This is a genomic window from Pseudoalteromonas piscicida (assembly GCF_002208135.1).
In the GTDB taxonomy this organism is placed as follows: Bacteria; Pseudomonadota; Gammaproteobacteria; order Enterobacterales; family Alteromonadaceae; genus Pseudoalteromonas; species Pseudoalteromonas piscicida_A.
In genome coordinates this window covers 988,359-1,012,775 of the sequence record NZ_CP021646.1, presented here as the reverse complement: position 1 = coordinate 1,012,775, position 24,417 = coordinate 988,359, and the positions used below count along the sequence as shown (strand labels likewise).

At 43.5% G+C, this 24,417-nt stretch carries 22 protein-coding genes and 7 tRNA genes; 5 read left to right on the top strand and 24 right to left on the bottom strand.

Features of this window, described 5'->3' with window-relative positions; all coding sequences use genetic code 11:
* Positions 1–8 precede the first annotated feature (8 nt).
* The 6 genes from ispH to murJ all read right to left on the bottom strand — a co-directional run bounded on the left by ispH (position 9) and on the right by murJ (position 7,294).
* The gene (gene ispH, locus B1L02_RS04810; protein WP_088530135.1) at positions 9–938 is read right to left on the bottom strand and encodes a 4-hydroxy-3-methylbut-2-enyl diphosphate reductase; all 930 of its coding nucleotides are present in this window, start codon (positions 936–938) and stop codon (positions 9–11) included.
* Complete coding sequence (fkpB, locus tag B1L02_RS04805; RefSeq protein WP_088530134.1) at positions 938–1,378, bottom strand: FKBP-type peptidyl-prolyl cis-trans isomerase; 441 nt, start codon at positions 1,376–1,378, stop codon at positions 938–940. The genes ispH and fkpB overlap by 1 nt, the downstream gene beginning before the upstream one ends.
* Positions 1,375–1,878, bottom strand: a complete 504-nt coding sequence (gene lspA / locus B1L02_RS04800; RefSeq protein WP_088530133.1) for a signal peptidase II — start codon at positions 1,876–1,878, stop codon at positions 1,375–1,377. The genes fkpB and lspA overlap by 4 nt, the downstream gene beginning before the upstream one ends.
* Positions 1,879–1,887: 9 nt before the next feature.
* Positions 1,888–4,716, bottom strand: coding sequence for an isoleucine--tRNA ligase (gene ileS / locus B1L02_RS04795; protein ID WP_088530132.1), 2,829 nt, complete (start codon positions 4,714–4,716; stop codon positions 1,888–1,890).
* A 21-nt stretch (positions 4,717–4,737) separates the two neighbouring features.
* On the bottom strand, positions 4,738–5,664 hold the full coding sequence (ribF, locus tag B1L02_RS04790) for a bifunctional riboflavin kinase/FAD synthetase (RefSeq protein WP_088530131.1): 927 nt from the start codon (positions 5,662–5,664) through the stop codon (positions 4,738–4,740).
* 67 nt (positions 5,665–5,731) lie between these two features.
* Positions 5,732–7,294: a murein biosynthesis integral membrane protein MurJ gene (gene murJ, locus B1L02_RS04785; RefSeq protein ID WP_088530130.1), complete on the bottom strand. Its 1,563-nt coding sequence runs from the start codon at positions 7,292–7,294 to the stop codon at positions 5,732–5,734.
* Positions 7,295–7,721: 427 nt separating this feature from the next.
* Here murJ and rpsT point away from each other — a divergent pair, with 427 nt between their 5' ends.
* Positions 7,722–7,982 (top strand): 30S ribosomal protein S20, encoded by a 261-nt coding sequence (rpsT, locus tag B1L02_RS04780; protein WP_010370978.1) that lies wholly within the window; start codon positions 7,722–7,724, stop codon positions 7,980–7,982.
* A 93-nt stretch (positions 7,983–8,075) separates the two neighbouring features.
* On the opposite strand, the gene B1L02_RS04775 is transcribed toward rpsT, so the two are convergent.
* Positions 8,076–8,459 carry a response regulator gene (locus B1L02_RS04775; RefSeq protein ID WP_010370975.1) on the bottom strand — a complete coding sequence of 128 codons (384 nt, stop codon included), beginning with the start codon at positions 8,457–8,459 and terminating at the stop codon, positions 8,076–8,078.
* 92 nt (positions 8,460–8,551) lie between these two features.
* On the opposite strand from B1L02_RS04775, the gene B1L02_RS04770 reads away from it, so the two are divergent.
* Positions 8,552–9,037: a hypothetical protein gene (locus B1L02_RS04770; protein WP_088530129.1), complete on the top strand. Its 486-nt coding sequence runs from the start codon at positions 8,552–8,554 to the stop codon at positions 9,035–9,037.
* Between the two features lie 118 nt (positions 9,038–9,155).
* Here the strand turns inward: B1L02_RS04770 and B1L02_RS04765 are convergent, their stop codons facing one another.
* The 12 genes from B1L02_RS04765 to dnaQ all read right to left on the bottom strand — a co-directional run bounded on the left by B1L02_RS04765 (position 9,156) and on the right by dnaQ (position 18,209).
* Entirely contained in the window at positions 9,156–12,233 is a 3,078-nt protein-coding gene (locus tag B1L02_RS04765; RefSeq protein ID WP_088530128.1) for an error-prone DNA polymerase, read from the bottom strand.
* Positions 12,233–13,630: a Y-family DNA polymerase gene (locus B1L02_RS04760; protein WP_088530127.1), complete on the bottom strand. Its 1,398-nt coding sequence runs from the start codon at positions 13,628–13,630 to the stop codon at positions 12,233–12,235. Before B1L02_RS04760 ends, B1L02_RS04765 begins: the two co-directional genes overlap by 1 nt.
* A 103-nt stretch (positions 13,631–13,733) precedes the next feature.
* A complete protein-coding gene (gene imuA / locus B1L02_RS04755; RefSeq protein ID WP_232003136.1) occupies positions 13,734–14,318 on the bottom strand; it encodes a translesion DNA synthesis-associated protein ImuA in 585 nt (194 codons plus the stop codon).
* An 849-nt stretch (positions 14,319–15,167) separates the two neighbouring features.
* Positions 15,168–15,244, bottom strand: a tRNA-Asp gene (locus B1L02_RS04750).
* Between the two features lie 29 nt (positions 15,245–15,273).
* A tRNA-Asp gene (locus tag B1L02_RS04745) sits at positions 15,274–15,350 on the bottom strand.
* Between the two features lie 41 nt (positions 15,351–15,391).
* A tRNA-Asp gene (locus B1L02_RS04740) sits at positions 15,392–15,468 on the bottom strand.
* A gap of 49 nt (positions 15,469–15,517) precedes the next feature.
* Positions 15,518–15,594: transfer RNA gene (locus B1L02_RS04735), tRNA-Asp, on the bottom strand.
* A 32-nt stretch (positions 15,595–15,626) separates the two neighbouring features.
* Positions 15,627–15,703: transfer RNA gene (locus B1L02_RS04730), tRNA-Asp, on the bottom strand.
* Positions 15,704–15,735: 32 nt separating this feature from the next.
* A tRNA-Asp gene (locus B1L02_RS04725) sits at positions 15,736–15,812 on the bottom strand.
* A gap of 30 nt (positions 15,813–15,842) precedes the next feature.
* Positions 15,843–15,919: transfer RNA gene (locus tag B1L02_RS04720), tRNA-Asp, on the bottom strand.
* Positions 15,920–16,029: 110 nt separating this feature from the next.
* On the bottom strand, positions 16,030–17,400 hold the full coding sequence (locus tag B1L02_RS04715; protein WP_088530126.1) for a TIGR03503 family protein: 1,371 nt from the start codon (positions 17,398–17,400) through the stop codon (positions 16,030–16,032).
* 98 nt (positions 17,401–17,498) lie between these two features.
* Positions 17,499–18,209 (bottom strand): DNA polymerase III subunit epsilon, encoded by a 711-nt coding sequence (gene dnaQ / locus B1L02_RS04710; protein WP_088530125.1) that lies wholly within the window; start codon positions 18,207–18,209, stop codon positions 17,499–17,501.
* A 69-nt stretch (positions 18,210–18,278) separates the two neighbouring features.
* Between dnaQ and rnhA the strand changes: the two genes are divergently transcribed.
* The gene (gene rnhA / locus B1L02_RS04705) at positions 18,279–18,749 is read left to right on the top strand and encodes a ribonuclease HI (RefSeq protein WP_088530124.1); all 471 of its coding nucleotides are present in this window, start codon (positions 18,279–18,281) and stop codon (positions 18,747–18,749) included.
* Between the two features lie 63 nt (positions 18,750–18,812).
* Here rnhA and B1L02_RS04700 read toward each other — a convergent pair whose 3' ends face one another.
* Positions 18,813–19,562: a class I SAM-dependent methyltransferase gene (locus B1L02_RS04700; RefSeq protein ID WP_088530123.1), complete on the bottom strand. Its 750-nt coding sequence runs from the start codon at positions 19,560–19,562 to the stop codon at positions 18,813–18,815.
* Between the two features lie 52 nt (positions 19,563–19,614).
* On the opposite strand from B1L02_RS04700, the gene gloB reads away from it, so the two are divergent.
* Entirely contained in the window at positions 19,615–20,382 is a 768-nt protein-coding gene (gloB, locus tag B1L02_RS04695) for a hydroxyacylglutathione hydrolase (protein WP_088530122.1), read from the top strand.
* Positions 20,383–20,609: 227 nt separating this feature from the next.
* Positions 20,610–22,184, top strand: coding sequence for a lytic transglycosylase (locus B1L02_RS04690; protein ID WP_088530121.1), 1,575 nt, complete (start codon positions 20,610–20,612; stop codon positions 22,182–22,184).
* Positions 22,185–22,412: 228 nt separating this feature from the next.
* On the opposite strand, the gene B1L02_RS04685 is transcribed toward B1L02_RS04690, so the two are convergent.
* The 4 genes from B1L02_RS04685 to B1L02_RS04670 all read right to left on the bottom strand — a co-directional run bounded on the left by B1L02_RS04685 (position 22,413) and on the right by B1L02_RS04670 (position 24,312).
* Complete coding sequence (locus B1L02_RS04685; RefSeq protein ID WP_039496929.1) at positions 22,413–22,613, bottom strand: hypothetical protein; 201 nt, start codon at positions 22,611–22,613, stop codon at positions 22,413–22,415.
* Between the two features lie 204 nt (positions 22,614–22,817).
* On the bottom strand, positions 22,818–23,261 hold the full coding sequence (locus B1L02_RS04680) for a flavodoxin (protein WP_088530120.1): 444 nt from the start codon (positions 23,259–23,261) through the stop codon (positions 22,818–22,820).
* The gene (truC, locus tag B1L02_RS04675) at positions 23,261–23,995 is read right to left on the bottom strand and encodes a tRNA pseudouridine(65) synthase TruC (RefSeq protein ID WP_088530119.1); all 735 of its coding nucleotides are present in this window, start codon (positions 23,993–23,995) and stop codon (positions 23,261–23,263) included. The genes B1L02_RS04680 and truC overlap by 1 nt, the downstream gene beginning before the upstream one ends.
* Positions 23,995–24,312 carry a YqcC family protein gene (locus tag B1L02_RS04670; RefSeq protein ID WP_088530118.1) on the bottom strand — a complete coding sequence of 106 codons (318 nt, stop codon included), beginning with the start codon at positions 24,310–24,312 and terminating at the stop codon, positions 23,995–23,997. Before B1L02_RS04670 ends, truC begins: the two co-directional genes overlap by 1 nt.
* Positions 24,313–24,417: the final 105 nt, after the last annotated feature.

Sequence of the window (24,417 nt, the reverse complement as noted above, 5' to 3'; positions counted from 1 at the left end):
TAGCTCTCTTATCTGAGTTCTACAGGTACGGCAAACACGACATTTTCTTCTTGTCCAGGGTTCTCAACTACCGTTTCCCCACCAAGCTCTTTAAGTCGAGAGATAACCTGTTGAACCAGCACTTCAGGTGCAGATGCGCCGGCAGTTACACCAACCTTAGCAACGCCATCAAACCAAGTTTCTTCGATGGAAGAGGCATCATCGATGAGAAATGCCTTAGTTCCCATTTTATCCGCAAGTTCTCTTAAGCGGTTAGAGTTAGAACTATTTTTGGCACCGACTACAAGCAGTAACTCCACTTTATCCGCTAAGTCGCGAACCGCATCTTGACGGTTTTGCGTGGCATAACAGATATCATCTTTTCGTGGACCACTGATATTCGGAAACTTGCTACGCAGTGCATCAATTACATCCGCAGTGTCATCTACCGATAACGTCGTTTGACTACAATAGAACACATTGTCAGCATTTTTAACTTCGAGTGTTGCTACATCCTCTGGTTTTTCAACAAGATAAATACCACCGTTCGGATTGTCATACTGGCCCATAGTCCCCTCAACTTCAGGGTGGCCGTGGTGCCCAATCAAAATACACTCAGTACCTCTACGACTAGCACGCGTCACTTCCATATGCACCTTTGTCACTAACGGACAAGTCGCATCGAAAACTTTTAACTCTCGGCGCTTCGCTTCATTACGCACTTGCTGAGAAACACCATGCGCGCTGAAAATAACAATACTGTCGTCTGGTACCTCATTTAACTCTTCAACGAATACCGCACCACGAGACTTCAGACCATCAACAACATATTTGTTATGAACGACTTCATGGCGAACGTAAATTGGCGCTTCGAAAATGTCGAGCGCACGCTCAACAATACTGATCGCTCTATCTACACCCGCACAGAATCCTCTCGGGTTTGCCAGCAAGATATCCATTAGTTATTTACCTCAAGAATTTCAACTTCAAACGTTACTTTTTGGCCTGCAAGCGGATGATTGAAATCGACAGTCACCGAGTCTCCGGCCACTTCGCGGATCAATCCAGGTAAGTCCGTACCATCAGGTTGCGTAAATGCAATGATGCTGCCTACTTCAGCGGGGGTTTCTGCGCCAAACTTGCTTCTATCAACATAGTAGATGTTGTCAGGATTTGGTTGCCCAAACGCATCTTCTGGCTCTAGCTCAAAAGATTTCTCATCGCCCGCTTTTAATCCAAGCAAACACTTTTCAAAATTTTCAGTCAGGCTGCCATCACCCATAAATAGCTTAGCGGGTTTATTGTGAACTTTGGTGGAATCTGCTGCTGAACCGTCTGATAACTTGATTGAAAAATGGAACAAGACTTCAGATTTTGCTCCAATTAGTTGCTCACTCACGCATTGTTCTCCTGTGGTTTATCGCCACTGGTAAAGGCATCGAAAATTAAAAGGGCAGCACCGCCGACAATGGCCATGTCTGCGACATTAAACGCTGGATAGTGCCAATCTTGATAATAGAAATGCAGGAAGTCAATCACATAACCATGAATGATACGGTCGTATAAATTCCCTACAGCACCACCTAATACCAACGCATAGGCCAATCCCAATTTCCAATTTGATGCTGGCAATTTACGTAGCCAAAAAATCAGTAAAGTGCTAATGGCAACAGCGATGCCACTTAAAAAGTAACGTTGCCAGCCACCTGCTTCACTTAAAAAGCTAAAAGCCGCACCATAGTTATGCATGTAGGTGAGATTGAATATAGGCAAAATATCAATGGACTCATAGAGTTCCATTTCAGCCATAACCAGTGCTTTGGTGAAGTAGTCTACTGCAAAAAGCAGTAGACTAAGCCACAACCACACCAGACCACTTTTCTGTGTAGTTTGTGTCACGTTTTACTCCTAGGCGAATTGACGCTGCTCGCCGTCACCTTCAACGTTACTAATGCAACGACCACAGATGTCTGCATGTTGCTCATCCGTACCTACGTCGTCAGTATAGTGCCAACAACGATCACATTTTTTAGCTGATGTTGCCGCAACACTAATGAACAAACCATCAATTTCTGTCGAAATTGCATTTTCTGGCTTGCTGTTTACTACTGCTACCGTTGCTTTCGAAGTCAGTAAAACAAAGCGTAATTCATCACCAATGGCATTGAGCTGCTCAGCTAAGTCTCCGCCAGTGTATAACGTTACTTCAGCCTGTAGCGTCGCACCGATCACTTCTTCTTTACGTGCATTTTCAAGCACGCGGTTTACTTCATCACGCACTGCCAGTAGGTTTTGCCAGTACTCGTTATTCAACGAGCCTTCTGTCGCCCCTTCAATTGCATCATACCAAGTATCCGTGAATACAAACTGGCCGCGCTCACCTGGTAATACTTCCCAGATTTCTTGTGCAGTAAAGCTCATGATAGGTGCCATCCAACGTGTCATCGCTTCGGCGATATGATAAAGCGCTGATTGGCAAGAACGACGCGCATGGCTATCACTTTTCGCGGTGTACTGACGGTCTTTGATGACGTCTAGGTAGAACGAGCCCAATTCACCAGTACAGAAATTCATCAGCTTTTGTGTTACTTGAAGCATTTGATACTTGTCGTACGCTGTTTTGATCTCAGTTTGTAGCTGCGCGGCACGCGCGACAATCCAGCGATCTAGCTCAACCATATCTTCAATTGCTACTAAGTCCGTTTTTGGATCAAAGCCGCTTAGATTCGCAAGGAGGTAACGACTTGTATTACGAATACGACGATAACGGTCTGCTGAACGCTTAAATATTTCGTCAGACACGGTCATTTCGGCCGAATAATCAGTAGAAGCGACCCATAAACGTAAAATATCTGCACCTAGTTTGTTCATGATGTCTTGCGGCGAAATCACGTTGCCTAATGACTTAGACATCTTGTGACCTTTTTCATCGACCGTGAAGCCGTGAGTCAACACTTGCTTATAAGGTGCATGACCATTGATAGCAACTGAAGTCATCATTGACGACATAAACCAACCACGGTGCTGATCCGACCCTTCAAGGTAAAGATCTGCAGGACCTGTTAAATCTTCGCGTGCATCAACAACACAAGCATGCGTTACACCTGAATCAAACCATACGTCTAGTGTATCTTGTACTTTTACGTATTGTTGCGCATCAGCTTCACTTAATAGCGCGCTAGGCTCTAAGTCGTACCACGCCTGAATACCCTTTTCTTCCACTAATTTAGCAACGGCTTCAATTAAGGTTTCAGTTTCAGGGTGTAAGCTACCAGTATCTTTATCTACAAATAATGCGATTGGTACACCCCAAGTACGCTGACGTGAAATACACCAATCTGGGCGACCCTCAACCATGTTTGCGATGCGGCTTTCACCCCACTCTGGTAACCATTCTGTCTTTTTGATTTCATTCAATGAATCAGCGCGTAGGTTAGCCTGATCCATGCTGACAAACCATTGTGGCGTCGCACGGAAAATAATCGGAGTTTTGTGGCGCCAGCAATGTGGATAACTATGCGTTAGTGCCTTATGGCGGAACAACACGCCTTTCTCTGTTAATAGCTCAATGATGCTGTCATTTGCTTTAAATACGTGCTGACCTGCAAAAATCGGCGTATCTGGTAGATATACACCATTTGCACCAACCGGGTTTGCCACTTCTAGACCGTAAGCCTGACCCGCTGCAAAGTCTTCTTGACCGTGACCAGGTGCTGTGTGAACGATACCAGTACCTGAGTCTGTTGTTACGTGCTCACCTAAAATAACAGGCACATCGAAATCTAAGAATGGGTGTGCAACGCGCAGATTCTCAAGCGCAGCGCCTTTCGCGTAACCTAGTACGTGGAAGTGCTTGAATCCAAAACGATCAACAGCGTCTTTTACTAATTCAGAACCAAGCACAATACGCTGCTCTTGACCTTCATCTTCAATTTGTACCAGTGCATACTCTAGCGCGCCGTGTACTGCCACAGCGCGGTTTGCAGGTAATGTCCAAGGCGTTGTCGTCCAAATCGCGGTACTTACTTCGCCTTTGCCTTCGTGGCCTTCAGCCAAGCCAAACGCACCGATAATTGCCGCTTGATCAGCAAACACAAATTTTACGTCGATTGCAGGCGACTGTTTGTCTTGGTATTCAACTTCCGCTTCCGCAAGTGCTGAACCACAATCCGTACACCAGTGAACTGGCTTTGCACCTTTGTGTAGGTGGCCATTTTTGATAATACGGCCAAGTACACGAATAGCATTGGCTTCAAAATCAAAGTTCATGGTTAGGTACGGCTTGTCCCAGTCACCTAACACACCAAGGCGTTTGAAATCTGTTTTTTGGCCATCTACTTGCTTTTTAGCATAGTCGCGGCATTTTTCACGGAATTCAGCAGCCGATACTTTCTTACCTGGTTTGCCGACTTTCTTTTCCACTTGTAACTCAATTGGTAGACCATGGCAGTCCCAACCAGGCACATAAGGCGCATCAAAATCAGACAGTGTTTTTGACTTAATAATAATATCTTTAAGGATTTTGTTTACTGAGTGACCTAGGTGAATATCACCATTTGCATACGGAGGGCCGTCATGCAAAATAAATGGCTTTTTACCTTTTTTCGCAATGCGAATTTGACCGTATAAGTCTTCTTCATACCATTTTTTCAGCATCTTTGGTTCGCGTTGCGCCAAATTACCACGCATCGGAAACTCAGTTTCCGGTAGATTTAAAGTATGTTTGTAGTCGCTCATTTATCCTACTTTCCGTATCGGCTACGTTAAAGAAAAACACTGTTTTGCATTGCTAACATCACGACTGATTTGTTCTGTTAACTGCGACAATGTTTCGAATTTTTGCTCATCGCGAAGCTTTTCAATTAGCTCCACTTTCATAAACTGACCGTAGATGGTCTCATTAAAATTAAACAGATGCACCTCTAAAAGGGCTTTCGTTCCGTTTAGGGTTGGCTTAGTGCCAACATTCGCTACGCCATAATGTGTTTTGTGATTCACAGTCGCTTTGACCGCATACACACCGCGCACAGGGCTCACTTGACGTTTTAACGCAATATTTGCAGTATGGAAACCAAGCTCTCTGCCTTTCTTCCAACCGTGAATAACGCGGCCTGAAATGGCATAGGTATGGCCCAACATATCATGTGCTTGACGTAAATCACCAGCCGCAAGTGCCGTGCGGATCAACGTACTACTTACACGACAATCTTGCTTGCGAAAACTTGCCGTGTCTTTTACTTGCATACCTAGCGGTTCGCCCACTCGTTTTAGCATTGCAAAATCACCAGCACGTTCACGGCCAAAACGAAAGTCATCGCCGACCGTGAGTGCCTTAGTTCCAAGCTTTGTCACTAGGACTTCTTTGATAAATTGCTCTGCATCTTGCGAGGCAAATTTGCGATTAAAGTTGACGCAAATGACTCGCTCTATACCCAGCTCTTGCAACAGGACTAGTTTATCACGTAATCGCGTCAGCCTAGCCGGTGCTTTATCTTTGGTGAAAAACTCCAAGGGCTGCGGCTCAAATAACATCACTGTGCTTGGAAGTTGATAGTGTTTTGCGTCGCTAATCAGCCCCTTCAAAACCTCTACATGTCCAAGATGAACCCCGTCAAAGTTTCCAATCGTCAACACACAACCAAAATGATGTGGTCGAATATTATGGATCCCTCGGATTAGTTGCATAGTGCCGTGCCTTTGTGCAGCAAATATCAAAGAGCCCGATTATACCCAAGTTGCTTAAAAATGCGAATCAAGCATCTCGGATTGTGCTGAATCTTACCCCTAGTATAAATAGTAAACTGAAATAGCTCACCATTGCGGTCACTAATAATCCGCAAAGTAGTAGTACCTGTTCCATTAGCCCCCACTCTAGCCAATCAAAGCGTGCGCCAAGAAAGTATACGCATGCAGCCATCGCAACCGCTGAAACAAAACATTTGGCAGTAAAACCAAGAGAAAATGCGCTTAACTGATAAACACCTTGATGTGACAGCTGACGATAAAGTAAAAACGCATTACAAGACGCTGATAATGAAGTTGCCAATGCAAGGCCCAGATAACCAATAAAAGGCGCTAAGATAAGATTGAAGACCATATTGAGTGCCATGGTAATAATGCCAATACGAACTGGCGTTTTGGTATCTTGTCTAGCGTAAAATCCCGGCGCCAATACTTTAATTAACATAAAGCTTAATAAGCCAACAGAATATGCCGCTACCCCTAAGCTTACCTTATGTATATTGTCTGCATTTTGAGAAACAAACTCACCATGGCCAAATAATACTGAAATGATCAGTGGACTTATCACCATCAGTCCCAACATCGCTGGTAACCCCAAGAAGATGACAAAACGCACCCCCCAATCTAGTGTTTTCTGAAAGTCTTCACTTTTTTCTCCTGCGTGTAATTTAGAAAGTGCAGGCAGTATCACGGTCGCAATACCGATACCAAATAGGCCGAGTGGAAATTCAATTAATCTGTCTGAATAATAAAGCCAGGCAATCGATCCCGTCACGAGAAAAGAGGCAATGACGGTATCCAGTAGTAAGTTAATTTGGCTAACAGAAACACCAAATAATGCAGGGATCATTAATGTTCTAACTTTGGTTACTTCAGGGCTTCGCCATGCAAATTGAGGGCGACTCAAGACTTTTAAGCGCAACAAAAATGGGATCTGGAATAATAGTTGAACAACACCACCAATAAATACACCGAGTGCTAATGCGTACGCACCTTGTGCAAATTTATCATGGAGAAAAATAGCGCAGCCAATAATCGACACGTTGAGTAAAACTGGCGTAAAGGCCGCTGCGGCAAAGCGATTATAAACATTCAGTACTGCCCCGCTAAGTGCAACTAACGAAACAAAAAATAAGTAAGGAAAGGTAAGCTTTAATAGTGCGCTTGCAAGCACAAATTTTTCGGCATCTGCACCGCCTTGCCACCAGTCAAGAAACCAGCTTGTGCCAAATAATGCGGCGATCACCGGCGAGCCTATCACCCCTAAAATAGTAACAATAAGCAGTATGGTCCCGAGTGTCCCGGCAGCTTGTGCAACGAATAACCTTACCCTATCATCACCATGCTTTTCTTTAATTTCTGAAAGTACAGGAACAAATGCCTGAGCAAACGCGCCTTCTGCAAATAACCTACGTAAAAAATTAGGGATCCGGTTGGCGAATAAAAAGACATCGGCGGCCAGACCTGCGCCCAATAGGTTTGCCACGACTGCATCTCGAACTAGCCCCAGAACCCGCGAAATCATAGTCATGGCACTGACAATCATACCCGATTTAAATAACCCTTTTGCCACCTTAACTCCTAAATTCAGTGAATCGCGGCAGATTATGCCACAGTCGTTGTGCATTTAGCACTAGGCGTGCCCTGTCAGCTTTGATACAATACGCGCCATTAACCTTGGTAGGCCTGTTTCACCTTGTGAAATTTGACTGTTTACTTTGGTTCAGACCTGAGATTTTCAAGGCACTTTGTGAAGCTACGCTTTTCAAATTATTAGTGCAACTTGGGATATTACGGGTTTACTTGCCTGCTATAAAAGTAAAAATGTCGCATAGCAACGTTTTGATTTGTACAGGTTAAGAATTGAGAATAGCCCAAGTCGAGTCTTGGGTGTTGAACATTAGGCCGCGCTTGTTAATTTATATTGACTTTTGCGATTAAAACAGGCATATTCCTCGGCCTTTAAATTAAGCTTATTTTAAGATTGTTAGGAGCAAACCTTGGCTAACATCAAGTCTGCAAAAAAACGCGCTATCACTAGCGAAAAGCGTCGTAAGCACAACGCAAGCCGTCGTTCAATGATGCGTACATACTTCAAAAAAGTAATCGCTGCAATTGAAGCTGGTGATAAAGAAGCTGCAACTCAAGCATTCGCTGTTGCTGCACCTATCCTAGACCGTTACGCAACTAAAGGTCTAATCCACAAAAACAAAGCTGCTCGTCATAAGAGCCGTTTAGTTGCTAAGATCAAAGCACTTTAATTTGTTGCTGGATTGAAAAAACCGACATTATGTCGGTTTTTTTATGTCTGTAATTTATACGCCTTGGTATCAAAGGATAAAATCAGTGTAGTTTTACACCAACTCTAAATCTGGGTAAAATTTCTTCAGCATTGCTGCAATTTTCTTTGGTGAAAATGGCTTAACAACAAAACCTTTGGCCCCGCGCTCAATAGCATCCTTGACATTGTCTACCGTTGAGTGTGCCGATACCATAACGACATTAATATTCGGGTTTATTTCATTCAGGGTTGCAATTAACTCTTTACCATCACCATCGGGCAGCTCAATATCTAAAAAGACAATATCAAAATGTTGCTCTTCACATGACTTTACGCACTGCGTTGCAGTGGAGGCTTCTCTTACATGATCAATACCTAAGTGCATTAAGGTTTGATGCAAAAAGCTGCGAACTGTCCCTACATCATCGACGATTAAAATAGAGATATTTTGATCCATAGTCCTTTCCCGTAGGCTGTAGTGTAAAAATAAGCTATTATACTTAGCATAGAAGCATTATAGAGACCTGCAACTAAAAGGCTACTTAAAGCATGGCAAAACCATCAAAAAAACAATCGCTTTTAGGTCAAGTACAGTCCAATCAAAAGAAACGCACTAGTACAACAAAAAACCGTCGACCATCGCCACAACAAATTGCAGCGATGAAGGCTCAGCAAACCGCACAAGCACAGCAAGCCACAGCCTCTCAAACCCAATCAAGCACTGGCGACGAAAAATCTAAAGGAAAAGGTAAGTGGATAGCACTTGCAGTCATTGGAATACTATTTGTTGTCTTGCCAAAACCACAACTGATTACTTATGAAAAATTAGGTCTTGTGGCCAGTAGCGTGTATTGGTCTGGCCTTCCTGGTATTGATCCGGTGCTATTTGACTCAAATTTGCACCCAAAGCCAGCGCTTGAGCGTAATACACTATACCTATGCCACGATTTGAAAAACCCAGACACGTGCCAAAAGTACCAAATAATTAAGCAAGAAGGCTTTATAGCGGCCGTGATGAAGCTGATCCAAGGCTAAGGTGAAGAAATGACAATGCCTCTTCATTGAGGCATTTAACTTTATACGCATGTATAGAACGCATTTACAAAAAGCCAAACACTTCTGTCTTAAGCCACAAAAAACCACTAAAAACCAGCTAATAGAAAGCGCGAGCCTTAATTTTCATTGCTTCTAGTAACTCACTTCTATCGATTAACTTACCAGCAATAACATGTACCACTTCACCCTCTTTCTCTACTATACCTTTTATTTCTAATAGCTGTGCGCCCATATAGGCTTGCTTTTGTGCTCGAGCAGTACCAGACCACACAATTACATTGATGTTGCCTGTTTCGTCTTCCAAAGTAAAAAAGGTCACGCCTTTTGCAGTACCCGGGGCTTGTTTTCCTGTCACTAGTCCTATCACTGTTACTAACGATTTATGCGGTCGATAAAGCAGTTCATTGGCCTTAACCGTTCGGTATATAAGCTTGGCTTGCTCGAGCTGCTTGATTGGGTGAGTGCGTAAAGAAACCTTAGTGCTATTGTAATCTTCCTGTAAGTTTTCAAACTCTGTGGCGCTAAAGTGACTATATTGCGACTCTTTCTCTTCAATATCGCTGAATAGTGGCAAGGTTTTACTTTGATCTGCAAGTGACCACCTAGCAGCATAACGGCTATCTACAAAGTGATGTAAAGCATCCGCGGAAATCAGCTTTTCAATAGTGCTATTGGTAATACCAACTTGTTGTAACTGCACGATTTTACCAAACCCCTCTTGAGGTCTACATTGTAATAATTGCAGTGCTTCTTCTTCACTTAATCCCTTTATCAGCCGAAGCCCTAACCGGATCGCAAACGTTGCTTTTCTTGGCTCATGTACGACTTGATGTTCGTAATCGGACTGGTTAACACAGATAGGTAAAATGCTAACCTTATGCCTTGATGCATCTTGCAACAGCTGTGAAGCCGAATAAAACCCCATTGGTAAACAATTGAGTAGAGCGGTATAAAACATTGCAGGATAATAATACTTCAACCACGCTGAGGCATAAGCTAGTACTGCAAAAGAAGCTGAGTGGCTTTCAGGAAAACCATATTCACCAAAGCCACAGATCTGCTCAAAAATTCGCTCAGCAAACTGTGCTTCATAGCCCCGCTCCAGCATGCCTCGAATGAGCTTTTCTTTAAACTGCATCAGCTCTCCGGTTTTCTTCCATGACGCCATGGCTCGGCGAAGGCTATCGGCTTCCCCTCCAGTGAACCCAGCTGCAACCATAGCCAGTTTTATCACTTGTTCTTGGAAGATGGGAACCCCCATGGTCCTCTCTAGTACCGATTTAACCGCTTCGGATGGATAGGCTACTTGCTCTTCACCATCCCGTCGCTTTAAAAATGGATGCACCATATCCCCTTGAATAGGGCCTGGACGTACAATTGCTATTTGGATCACTAAGTCATAATAGCAAGCAGGCTTTAGCCTAGGCAGCATACTCATTTGCGCGCGTGACTCTACTTGAAACACGCCAACACTATCCCCTTTTTGCAACATCTGATAGACCAAAGGGTCGTCTTGCATACGAGTCAATTGGGCAAGATCTAGGCTTCGCTTCGTATGTGCTGCAATATAGCCAAAACACTTACGAATAGCGCTTAGCATACCCAAGGCCAAAATATCGACTTTGAGTAACTTGAGGGTTTCAAGGTCATCTTTATCCCATTGAATAATGGTGCGCTCTGGCATGGCTGCATTTTCTACGGGCACTAATTCATGTAATGGACTTTCTGAGATAACAAAACCACCAACATGCTGCGACAAATGCCTTGGAAACCCCATAATGTCATTAACCAACTGAATAAAGTGCCGACCTTTTAATGAGTTTGGCTCTAGCCCTAACTCCACTAATTGGGCCTGCCAGTTAAGTCCTTTGTCACGGCGATTGAGATGCTTAATAAAGTACTCTATTTGCGCCATTTCAATGCCCAAGGCTTTGCCAACATCACGCATGGCACTTTTTAAACGGTACGTGATCACCGTTGCTGCTAATGCTGCGCGTTTACGGCCATATTTTTTGTAGATATATTGGATCACCTCTTCACGACGTTGGTGTTCAAAATCCACATCTATATCGGGAGGCTCATTACGCTCTTTACTAATAAAACGCTCGAACAATACGCCCACTTGTCGAGGGTCAACCGCGGTTATCTCTAAGCAGTAGCAGACCACGGAATTAGCGGCTGAGCCTCGCCCTTGATATAAGATTTGATGCTGTTTTGCATACATCACAATGTCATGAATAGTGATAAAGAAAAACGGATAATCAAGCGCTTCGATAAGCGAGAGCTCTTTATCAATAATGGCTTCTATATCTGGCGGCACGCCATCAGAAAAGCGAACTTGTTTACCCTTTTCGACCAACGCGCGTAAATAAGCCATTGGAGTAAAGCCTTTAGGCACTAACTCCTGAGGATATTGATAATGCAATGAGTCTAAATTAAATACACATCGCTTCGCGATATTGTTACTTTCTTCAAGAAAGGTAGGTGAAAACAACTTATTAAGCTTAGAGATAGATCTAAGTGCCGACTCGCTATTGCTAATCATTTTCTCAGGGATCTCACTTATCACACGATTCTGTCGAATGGCTGTCAGTGTGTGTTGTAGCGCAAGTCTAGATGAACAGTGCATAAGCACCCCACCAACAGCGCAAACAGGCATTTGGTAAGCTTTTGACAGCTTTACACAGTGGGTAAAGTAATGTACATCTTCTACACTCAAGTTACGTCGATAGCCAATCCATATTCTATTTTGATGATATTTACACAGCCACTGCAATGATTGGACATCTTGACAGTTACCTTTTGGCAACCACAATAACAAAACATGCTTAAGCGACATGATATCCCACTCGCAGAGCTGATAATGCCCTTTCTCGGTTCGCTGACGGGCATTGCTTATTACTCGGCAAAGCTCTGTATAAGCAAGCTGGCAAGGACAAAGTGCAACCAGTTCAATATTATTGTACTTGAGCAAGCTCCCAACTATCAGTTTTATCTTAAGCTTATGATCACGAATGTAAGCATGGGCACGTACAATTCCAGCCAAAGAACATTCGTCAGTAATGGCTATTGCACTATAGCCTAAAAAATCAGCCTGTTTGACTAATTCCTCTGGTCGTGATGCGCCTGTCAAAAAGGAAAAATTGCTCTGACAAAAAAGTTCGGCATAAGACATTAACTAAATACTCCATGAATATACCAATGGTTATTTTGCTCTCGAAATACCCATAACCGCTGTGCTTGTTCATTTTGTACAATAAAATAGTCTCGCAGGACTGGCTCACCATCCCACCACCCCGAAGCGATACGCTCTGGACCAGAAATAATATTGACTCTTTCACATAACGGCTGTGGCTTCAGAAATAAAATGGTGGGTCTTAATTTGCTCTCGAGTGTCGTGAAGTGTGGCTCGCGACTATAAGTACTGGCTTTTTCAGGACGAGGATCGCCTGTAAGCTGTAAACCTTGCACAGCTTGCTCACCGAGCTTAGCACATAGAATAGCGCGCAGCCCTTGCGCTGACATCGCACTTTGCTGCGTTGAGAAGAGATCTTTTATTGTGGCATGCTGCGTCTCTAAAACATCAGCTTTGAGTGAAACACTTTGTACAGGTGCATCTAAGGTTATGGATTCTAGCTTGAGGTTTAGCAAGCGCAGCCAATTTGCCGCCTTATATTCAGGCTCCGCGCTGTTTAATGTGATCTCTAAAGCCTCTTTATCTCGAAGTGCTAAGGTAAAATAAAGCGTTCGAGTTACCAAGTTACGTTGCTGTAGGAACAAGGCTAAACGCGATAGCAAATGCTCGATTGGCTTTTCTAGCCAAGCCATCACTTCGACTTCGTAAAGTAAAGGAGCTGTAAGCTCAAAGGTTTCCGCAGGTTGGTAATAGTTAAGGGTTTCCTTTAGCTTTCCAAACAAGCAGCCTACATAATGTACGAGTTCAGTATCAAAACGTTTGGCCAGCTCACTGAGTGCAAACTGCTCTAACTGCGCCACGTTTTTAACTCCGGTGCGAGCAAGCAGCTCAACCACCCGACTGTTTAGACTTGTACGTGTTAGTCCTATTTTCCCCAAGTAATGACGCTTTTGGCACGGCGTTAACACAAGCACATTGCAATGCTCTCGCGCCAATAGCTTGGCCATTATTGTGGACTCACCAGTGCCATAATAGTAACTCATACCAAGTTGCGCTAAATGTTGAGATATCATTTGCCAGTAACTTGGTAGATCATGATAGAGCGACAGCATAGAATCTACTTTAAGCACAAGGCCATTGGGCTCATCTATTACAATATCTGCACTTACTTGATACAGCATATTGGCAATTTCTAGTAGCTGCTGTCTTTCTAGGAGGTCGTCGTAGGGCAAAACATGAAGCTGTGTACACAATGCACAAGCAGTCCCAAGGCCCATTCCTATTTTTATACCTCGCTGCTGCGCTGCATTATTCAGCTGCACTATCTGGTTTTTGCGGCCATCAATAATAACAACGGGTGTAACAAAATCACTGGAAACCGTTTGCTGTGTCATTCCCTCTAGTTGCAGCATAGGAAAATAGAGATATAACCACATAGCTAGCTCGTTAAACGTCGCTCATCGCTAGAAAATGCAACTATATTATCGCTAACATGAGGTAGACTAGGCTTTTCAAGCTCTGGCCAATAGTTGGTATTTTCTAGTTTAAGGCTGCGATGCGCAAAGTGCCCTTGTGCTTCTTTACTATTACATCCAAACCGCTTTGCTGTGCCTGTAAAGCCACTGAAAGCGTAAATGGTAAAGTCTGGGTGTACTGCGCTTGATGTAAAACAAATAACCTACAATTCCCCGCTTGTGCACCTAACTGCAAACGCTTTACAGCCGCAATAAAAAGCGCTTCGTGCCAAAGTACAAGCGCACTACACACACCACTTTTTACACATTGTTCCGCAGCCCATAGCGCTTCTTTTTCACTTGGAGGCTGTAATATCATAAATTCACTCAGGTCTAACGATAAATAATGCAGTGCCGCAGCATGTATTTGCCCTGGAGGGTTAATTAATACCTTCAGCCGGTTATCATCTACAAAATGGGGGAATATCAACCTTAACTCCCCTATTCCCATTGCAGTTTTTACACCAATCACACCTTGTTGCGGCCAACCACCACACAGCACATCATCAAGTGCAGCAAAGCGAGTACTGACGACATCATGCTGCACGGCCTGTCCACGCCCACGCCAAAGCAAGTTTTTACGCTCAAGAAGATCTATATAGTTAGCCATACATCACCAAATACTGTTTATATATACAGTATATTTAAATAAAGACAGATCGCAAGTAGATCGCTAGAAAAGAGGCTAGTTAAAAAGTGACCATGATTTGTGCTTTAGTTCAATCCTGGCTTGCTTAGGAGAAATTAGATTCGCAAAGAGTAATTGTATAAAAGTAGATAAGAGCAGAGAGGTAAAACAATGAATGTAGCGTGCAGATAATCGTCTTCTGGCGCAGTAAAGTGCTATTCACTTAAGCAAGAGCTAACCAACTGAACTACCATTTTGTCATACTTCGGAAGAAGTGATACAGGGGTAATCAGTAAAACATAATTTAAATAAAGATTGGCTTTATTCGGATAAAGAGAAAAGTTTGCTTAGAAGAGAAAATACAAACTGGCCCAGTGGACGGGACTCGAATCGAAGCGTCGAACCGCCGCAATCCCCGACGTGACAGGCCGCTTTCTCTAAGGCAAGAGCTAACCAACTGAATTACCACTTCGCTGCAACTGGCAAAGTTATAACGACATTATTATAAGCTTATGTTGAAAAATAAGTTACTTGATAGTGATGACAAAGGAAAGACTAAAGCAAATGAGCTATTTGATTTTTTATTTTGGTCAAGGAAGCTTACTTAGAAGAAAATACAAACTGGTGGACGGGACTCGAATCGAAGCGTCGAACCGCCGCAATCCCCGGCGTGACAGGCCGCTTTCTCTAAGGCAACAGCTAACCAACTGAACTACCACTTTCTTTACACTAAGCTGAGAAACGACAAGCGATGCTTATTTTACTTGTAGTAGGGCTATATTTTTAATTTTGTGAATAGTACAGGAAACTTGCTTAGAAGAAAATGCAAACTGGCGGAGTGGACGGGACTCGAACCCGCGACCCCCGGCGTGACAGGCCGGTATTCTAACCAACTGAACTACCACTCCGCAGTGATAGATTTGCAAGATATCTTAAATGGCGGAGTGGACGGGACTCGAACCCGCGACCCCCGGCGTGACAGGCCGGTATTCTAACCAACTGAACTACCACTCCGCAGAGATATCTTAATGACATTATTTTACTCGTTTTAGTGTTGGCGGAGTGGACGGGACTCGAACCCGCGACCCCCGGCGTGACAGGCCGGTATTCTAACCAACTGAACTACCACTCCAGCGAGTAAACAAGCTGTCATAAAGCTTGAATATAGTTATGCGATACATTGGCGGAGTGGACGGGACTCGAACCCGCGACCCCCGGCGTGACAGGCCGGTATTCTAACCAACTGAACTACCACTCCACTGAGTATTCGCATTTTTTGCTTCGAAGTGTTGGCGGAGTGGACGGGACTCGAACCCGCGACCCCCGGCGTGACAGGCCGGTATTCTAACCAACTGAACTACCACTCCATAAGAAGCAAATGCACGTTTATAATAAGTATTGGCGGAGTGGACGGGACTCGAACCCGCGACCCCCGGCGTGACAGGCCGGTATTCTAACCAACTGAACTACCACTCCAGCGTGACTTATTGATACTATGAAGAAATTTGGCGGAGTGGACGGGACTCGAACCCGCGACCCCCGGCGTGACAGGCCGGTATTCTAACCAACTGAACTACCACTCCGCGTCATATTCTTGCAGTATTTGCTGTAAGGTGTGCTCCCTGACAGCGGCGTGAATAATACGAATGACCCCCTCATGAGTCAACCGTTTTTTGAAAAAAAACCGTGTTTTTTAGTTATCTTTCATTGAAAGGTTCAAAATATCACCTGATTTGTCATTTTTTGAGCCATTCCCTGCTGCGCTATTTTCAGATGGCCCTAAATCATCAAGATCAATGACTTCTTCGGTTTTCTTAAATGGATTCTTTGGCATTGGTATTTTTAGTCTAATTGGCTTTTTTTGCACCAGAATACGAATGGCTAACCATCCGAGCAATAATACAACTAAATTGCCAGTAACAATAATACTGACTAAGAGAGCTGTACTTATAGTCGGCTCTGGTTCTGGCTCAGGTTGTTTCACGGCAGGTAACGCAGCGGCTTCCAATTCAGGCACTTTTTCAATGGGTCTTTCAATTTCAAAGTTGTAGTTTGGCAGCGTTGCCATAAACTCACGGCCATTGATATTTTCACCAAATGCGGAGATTTCTACACTATAACGCCCCCAATCATAATTCTTGATTGGCAGCTGACGATAAAGCCGCTCTTCTGCATCTAAGGTAAACATCTGCTCTTCACCATTGGGGTAAAAGATTTTACCCTGTAGCAATATGGTCTCAGGTTTCACAACCGTGTCGTCTATCGTAATAGTAAGGCCATGTTCAAGCTCGTTTTCACCCGCTAGCATCAATTCAAAGTTGAATGGTGGCTCAGCGATAACAATGGGAGATTTGATCACTCTTCTTTTTAGAATTGGCGTTTCAATGAAAAATTCGGGTTGCCATTCTCCTGCTGGAAAATTTAATTTAAACTCACCGGTAAAAATTCCATCCAAGGGTCTTTCATCAAACTCTCGGCCATCATCTTTAAAGTCGGTCACGCTTTGCGTACCTGCACCAAAGTTTGCATATTCATCGTTATTGGTACTAGAAAACTCCACATACAAAGTCACGACATCCCGAAAGTAACCCACGTCAATCGGTTTGCCATCATTGGTCACACGCCCTGTTACCTTCAGCACTTCACCACGGAACAATAACGGAGGCAAAGCTTCTACTTCAAGCTCAATGTCGCCAAGCACCATTATGCGGCTGTTTTTTTGGATCTGTCCGATAACTTGCCAAGGGCCAGGTGTAGGGTTCTTTAGAATGATCAAGTCATAACTGACTTCGTCGTACCATTGTAGTGCATCATTATCTAGCGAACTGGTCGCATAATATTTACTACCATCAGGCTTCACAAGTACCACGGCGGGAGCGCCTGGTGCGCGAAAAAACAGTAAAGTGATCTCTTCAATATTATAATCAATACGAAAACGGTTATCTAAAAGCGGGATTTCATTTACCTTACCGTCCCGCTGCAACATCGTTATCTGTGGTGTTTGAGCGCCAACAACCGTACTTACTAGCAGTACAAACCCCAAGATAAGCTGTTTTAGATTCATGTATTAACCCTACATTGCTTTGATGGTCTGAGTGATCTTTTTTGGGATAAAACCCTAGTTAAGTGTCTACTCCACCCCAACGATACCGATTATATTCATTATTGTTGCCACAGACTCTGTCCACAAGCTTTGTTTACAAGCTCTAAACGTTCTGTATGTGCTTGTTCTTCATCGGCAGAAGCACGTAAAACTTTAAGCGCAGGGCGATTACTGTCTAAACGAATAATGCCACCGGCTGAGTTAGCTTGATCACCTTTGTTTTGGCTTGCCAAATTCAGCTTCTTTTGGCCTCCCGTCATCGAAAGGTAAACATCTGCCAAGATCTCAGAATCCAGCAAAGCGCCGTGTAGCGTACGCTTTGAGTTATCGATATCGTAGCGACGACAAAGCGCATCTAGGCTGTTTTTCTGACCAGGATGAAGATCTCGTGCCATCACCAAAGTATCTAACACTTGGCAATAGTCATGTGTAGCAGGAAAGCCTTGGTTTAGCTTAGCAAACTCGTGATCCATAAAGCCGACGTCGAACGGCGCGTTATGAATGACAAGCTCGGCCCCTTTAATATAATCAAAAAATTCTTGCGCAATTTGATGGAAAAAAGGTTTATCGCGTAAAAATTCATTGGTGATACCGTGAACATCAATGGCTTCTTCTTCAATGTCGCGCTGAGGGTTGATATATACGTGGAAGTTATTCCCCGTTAGTCTGCGATTGACCAGCTCAACACAACCAATTTCAATGATCCTATGGCCTGCTTTAGGATCAATACCTGTGGTTTCTGTATCCAGTACTATTTGCCGTGTGTGCATATCGTTGCCCGCTTAACTTTGCTATTATTTTGCCCTATTCGCACATTTTACATAAAAATAGGCAATTCAGTGCAAAAAACCGTAGAGATTTATACCGATGGTTCGTGTTTAGGCAATCCAGGTCCAGGTGGTTATGGTGTTTACCTTTCCTATCAAGGACATGAAAGAGAAATGAGTGCAGGGTATAAGCTCACAACCAACAACAGAATGGAAATGCTTGCAGCCATTGTTGCGCTTGAAACATTAAAACGCCCCTGCGATATCATTCTGTATACTGACAGCCAATATGTTAAGCAAGGCATTGAGTCTTGGCTTGAAAATTGGAAAAAGCGCAATTGGAAAACCGCAGCCAAACAACCGGTAAAAAATGTCGATCTATGGCAAAGACTGGACGCCGCCACCAGCCGACACACGATCCAATGGCGCTGGGTAAAAGGCCACGCTGGAAATAAATACAATGAGCTTGTCGATGATTTAGCGCGTGAAGCGGCTTCGGGTTCAAACTTGCTTGTAGATGAAGGCTACGAAGCCAGCGTCTAATTAAGGGATCATTCAATAACAAGTAACAGCTCCCTTAAGATTAATCTTAAGTAATAATACTCGTTATTCTTTATCTTGGCAGGTTTGCCTGAGTCCAGCCCCTTTCACAGCGGGTGTCCACTTCGGCTTTACATGCCATTTGGGTTTGATCGGCGTGAGCGGCATCACCCGCTTTCTTGCCACCAGCATATACACGCTCCCCATCGGCTTTAAGTAATGACGACAAAAACGGCGCCATGGCGAAAAACGTGAAAGCCTCGAGCCTCGCGCTAAAGACGCATAGATGAAGCGCTCATCACCAACAATCTCAAACCCGAGTAAATCTAGCCAATCTTTCACCCGCGATGGAGTAAAGAAGCGCCCTGACCAAGGTAGTTTTTCTTTACTAAAAGGGAGCATTTGCGCCACGCCACATAAGCTAAATGGATTAAAACCTGAGATCACGATATAACCACCAGGAATAAGCGTACGATGGGCTTCACGTAGAATATGATGCGGATCAGAATGATATTCTAAACACTGACTTAAAATACAAGCATCGACTGAGTTTTCGTAAAAAGGTAACTCGTCAATTTCAGCAAATACCCCGACATGTTTACCTTGTGGGGCAACACAAACTTGATGTTTAATCGGGCTGGCAGAGGTATTCATTTGACCGCTCAAACAGCCGAGTTTTAGCATGTGGTAACCAAACATTCTTGGTAGCCATTCATCCAGTCGTTTTTGGATCCCCACTTTTAAATATTCACCGTGAGGAAAGTCTTGCCACTCATCGGGTTTGGGTCCTTGTAAAAAACTTAACGCTGGTTTCATTTACTAAGCTCGTTATACTGGTGTTACTAATCACTTTATAGAGCATTGCGTTATGGTGCAAGTCGATGCAATCAAAGCATTTGATGACAATTATATCTGGGTGATAAAAGACCCTCTAGGTGCAAACTGTTGGGTAGTTGATCCAGGTGATGAACAACCCGTTTTAGATTACCTCGCCAAATTTGATTTAACACTCGAAGGCATATTAGTTACCCATCATCATTGGGATCATACGGATGGCATTGCCCCGCTTTTATCGTATTTTCCCAGCTTAACAGTCTATGGACCAAAGGATGGTAAATATAAAGGCATTACTCATGGCCTTCGTGAAAACGATAAGATCACGCTTTTTGATACCACGCTGAATATCATCGCCACCCCAGGGCACACGTTAGACCATATCTGTTATGTAAATGATGAGCTGGCTTTTACGGGTGATACGTTATTCAATGCTGGCTGCGGTAGACTTTTTGAGGGAACCCCAAGCCAAATGTGGCACTCCTTTAAAAAGCTACTGACCCTACCCGATACATGTAAAGTGTATTGCACGCACGAGTACACGCTCGCGAACCTTGCTTTTGCTGAGGCTGTTGAGCCTACTAACCAAGCACTAACCCAGTATCACCAACAAGCAAAGTCATTACGTGCCAATAACGAGCGTACAGTACCTACGACAATTGAACAGCAAAAAGCAATCAATCCTTTTGTACGTGCCGCAAATGAAGCCATTCTCACCCATGTTCCACCGCAATTTATCGCGTCAGAAAATACACCAGAAGCTCGCTTTGGTGCGCTGAGAAAATGGAAGGATAACTTCTAAAATATTCAATAGTGACCTAATGTAACGCCAAAATGACGCTTTTTTGGCACACTTACACGGGAAGTATTGAATAAATTATCCGCTTTCTTTGCAGTACCGCCAAAGGTAAGCATGTCTGGGGATTTTTATAGGATCTAAATAAAATAATAAAGAAGCTTTAAATGCTGATACAAACTCGGTAATATTGCCGAGTTTTTGTCCGAACCCCCAAGCAAAAGAACGCATTTATGAAAAAGCTCGCCTTTATTATTGCATCATCAGCAATATTAAGTGGTTGTGAAATCACGCAAGAAACACCATTGGAAACTGCAACTGAACAAATGAAGCAGGCCAACTTAGATCACGCGAGCCCTTATGATATATCTCAAACACTCAGTACCTCATGGCAAGACGAAGATGAAGAGGCTGTGCCTGTATTTGATGATGTATGGGAGCGGATCCGTTATCAGTTATCTATCGAAGTACCGCAAAATCGACCAGTTGTCGCCGAACGTAATTACTATCAACGTCACCAAGCCTATTTAGACCGGATTGCAAAACGTGCAGAGCCTTACCTCTACTACATTGTTGAAGAAGTAGAAAAGCGTAATATGCCTGTTGAAATCGCGTTGTTACCTATTGTGGAAAGCGCATTCGATCCATTTGGCTATTCACACCGCACCGCTTCCGGTATTTGGCAATTTATGCCACAAACCGGTGAACGCTTTAACCTCAAACAAAATTGGTGGTATGACGGTCGTCGCGATATTATCGCATCAACGCAAGCGGCACTTGATTATCTCACCTATCTCCATAAAACACTGGAAGGCGACTGGTTAAACGCAATTGCCGCTTACAATTCAGGTGAAGGTCGATTGCTCAGAGCAATCCGAAAAAATCGTAAAAAGCATTTACCTACCGATTTTTGGTCTCTCGATTTACCTCGGGAAACCACCGCGTATGTTCCTAAATTACTCGCCTTGTCCGACCTATTAAAACGCTCAGATGAGTTTAACGTCGCGTGGCAGCCTATAATCAATGCCCAAGTTGTTGACACCGTAGAGGTAGGATCACAGATTGATTTAGCGCTTGCCGCTGAAATGGCTGGTATTTCTTTAACTGAACTCTATCGCCTGAATCCAGGGTTTAATCGTTGGGCCACCGATCCAGATGGTCCGCACCAGTTATTATTACCCATGGAAAAGGTTGAGGCTTTTCAAGAGAAACTAGCTAAAACAGAAGTAAAAGATCGGCTTCGTTGGCAATATTATACGGTGCAAAAAGGAGATAGTCTGTCGGTCGTCGCGACTAAGTTTAATACTAGTATCGGCGCCATTCGCTCACTCAATAGCATCGATGGAAATATGATCCGTGTTGGGCAGAAGCTATTGGTGCCACTCAGTGATGGCGAATTGCAAAGTGAGCATTTACCACCAGAAGTGCGCCTTGCCGCCAACAAAGTAACCAAGAAAAAGCTCAGCCACACGGTAAAATCAGGCGATACATTGTGGGATATCAGCCGCGAATATGATGTGACGGTTAAGCAATTAGCTAGCTGGAATAAGTTAAAAACCAATGCGGTTTTGCGCCTTGGACAAAAGCTTACCGTGTTTAAAGATGAAAAGGCAGCGGATCAAACCGTACTCGTCAACACTGAGCGCACAATCACTTATAAAGTGCGTAAAGGCGACTCACTAGCACGTATCGCCACTAAATTTAACGTTAGCGTGAATGAAATCGTCAAATGGAACAACCTGACTGGACAAAAGTATCTCCAGCCAGGTCAGAAGTTAAAACTGAAAGTTCAGACAAAACGTGTTTAGCGCTAAGAAATAGGGTTTAAGAATAAAAATCCAATATCAGTGAAGATATTGGATTTTTCATATTAAAGCAGCGCTTTTGACTCATTTTTCCTTAAAACTTACGACAGCACTATCGTTTAAATACGCAGTTTTTCAACGTCGCTTACAGCTGATTTAAACCCCAAATTTGGTTAGACTTCAAAGCTGATTAGTATTATCTAAAGGAAATTTCATAAAGAACTGATATCGCTAATACATTATTGGCGTACCACCAATCCTCCTGCAAATTCTTGATGCGTTATCCGCATCTCGATAATCAGTAAAAGAGTCAGCCCATAACAACTCACCATTTTTGTAACACTCAAGGTAAATTTCTTCGAATGCGGTAGCATTAGACGACATAGCGGTGGCGAAAATAGCAGATACAGCAAATAGAATCGGTTTAATCATTGTCTTTTCCTTTTCATTATTTGAACTTTATAATATCGGTCATTTTTCATACAACCAAGACCAATGTCACATAACGTAACTAAAATGTAAATATTTATATTTCCCCGTTCCTACGACTATGCTGATGAGTTTGCTATTTGAGCAGGCAACGCGGCCTAATAAGCCGCGAAAAGTGAAGGGTAATGCTTGAACAGAAGATAAAACCTAAAGGCTTTTTGACAAAGCTTGAAGCCAAGGTTCCGCTGGCTCCCAAGGCTCAAAATATTCACAGGCATCGATGTCTAAACGCGGCTGTGCTCGAGTGGCGTTCAGCTCTTCAATCAGGGCATCAATTTGCTTTCCAGCACCGCAATAAGTATCGCCATAACTAGAGTCCCCTAATGCGATGACCGCCACTTTTTTGCCTATTAGCATCGGAAATTCGCTTTGCATTTGCAAAAATAAAGGCTGTAAGTTATCGGGAATATCACCAGAACCAGTGGTAGAAGAAATAAATAAAATGTTTTCAGCTTGCATTACATCTGCGATGGAAGCTGGTTCAATAACACTTGCCTCGTGACCCGATTTATTCAAAAACTCAGCACTGTCGTTTGCCAAGTTTTCAGCATTGCCGTACATACTTCCCACGAAAATGGAAACTTTTGCCATTATTCATAATCCTTCTCGTTGTCTGACCAACCGAGCTGAGCGAAGACAGCCAATGCTTCTTCCCCCAAATCCGCGGTAATTGAAATTGTTGTGTTGGTATAAGGATGTACAAATTCCAACTTAGTTGCAAATAACATCAACCGACGTAAGCCAAAATGATCGACAAAAAAGTGGTTGTGCTTATTATCACCGTGATTGACATCGCCAATAATCGGATGTGCTAAATAGTTGAGGTGGCGCCTGATTTGATGTTTTCTGCCCGTTTTAGGAAAGCATTCCACCAATGAGTAGCGGATACTTGGATACTTACCAAAAGGAATTGGCAAACTGCCCTGCAATAAACAGTTTATCTGTGTTTGCGCTTCCTGCGGTGCTTTATCCTGACAGGCAAACTTGTCAGCGATTTTATCGAGCTCTTCCTTCAGCGGTCTGTCGACAAATCTAGATTCAGGAGCAAACCCACGAACAAGCGCTAAATAGCGTTTTTGAATATCACCACGAACAAAGACTTCATTCATGTCTCGCGCAGCTTCAGAGCTTAGTGCAAACAACAGCACGCCTGACGTCGGTCTATCTAAACGGTGAACAGGGAAAACATGTTGACCTAGTTGATCACGCAGCATTTGCATCGCAAATTGTGTTTCTCGCTTATCCAAAAATGAGCGATGAACCAATAACCCTGACGGCTTATTTATCGCAACATAATGCGCATCTTGATATAAAATCTCAAGCATTACGCGCTCTTTGCAATTGTATTATCTAGGTTTTTTAAGCACTGATGCACCGCATTAAAATAAAGATGTTCACTCAGCACCATTTCAGCCATTGGCGCAATCGCCATATTGTCAGGCAGTGCTTCACCGCTCTCTACCATCGTTCGCATTCTGCCCAAGAATACAAATTGCAACCACTGCGCGAAGGTCATCGTATCGCAACAAAATGGCTCTGTTGAGGTAAGTGCCTTAGCCGAAATTGGCTCATCTTGCCAAAGGCCCGTTGCTTTTAAACAAGTCTCAAGTTCGTCTAACTGAATCAATAATTCCGAGTTCATCGGTTCTGTCTCTTTTTCAATTTTTTACAGTATAGCAATTTGCATTATTTAGGAGCTAGCCAATTCTCTCAAGCGCTCCTTTTTCATAGGCTTATCAGCGCCCCG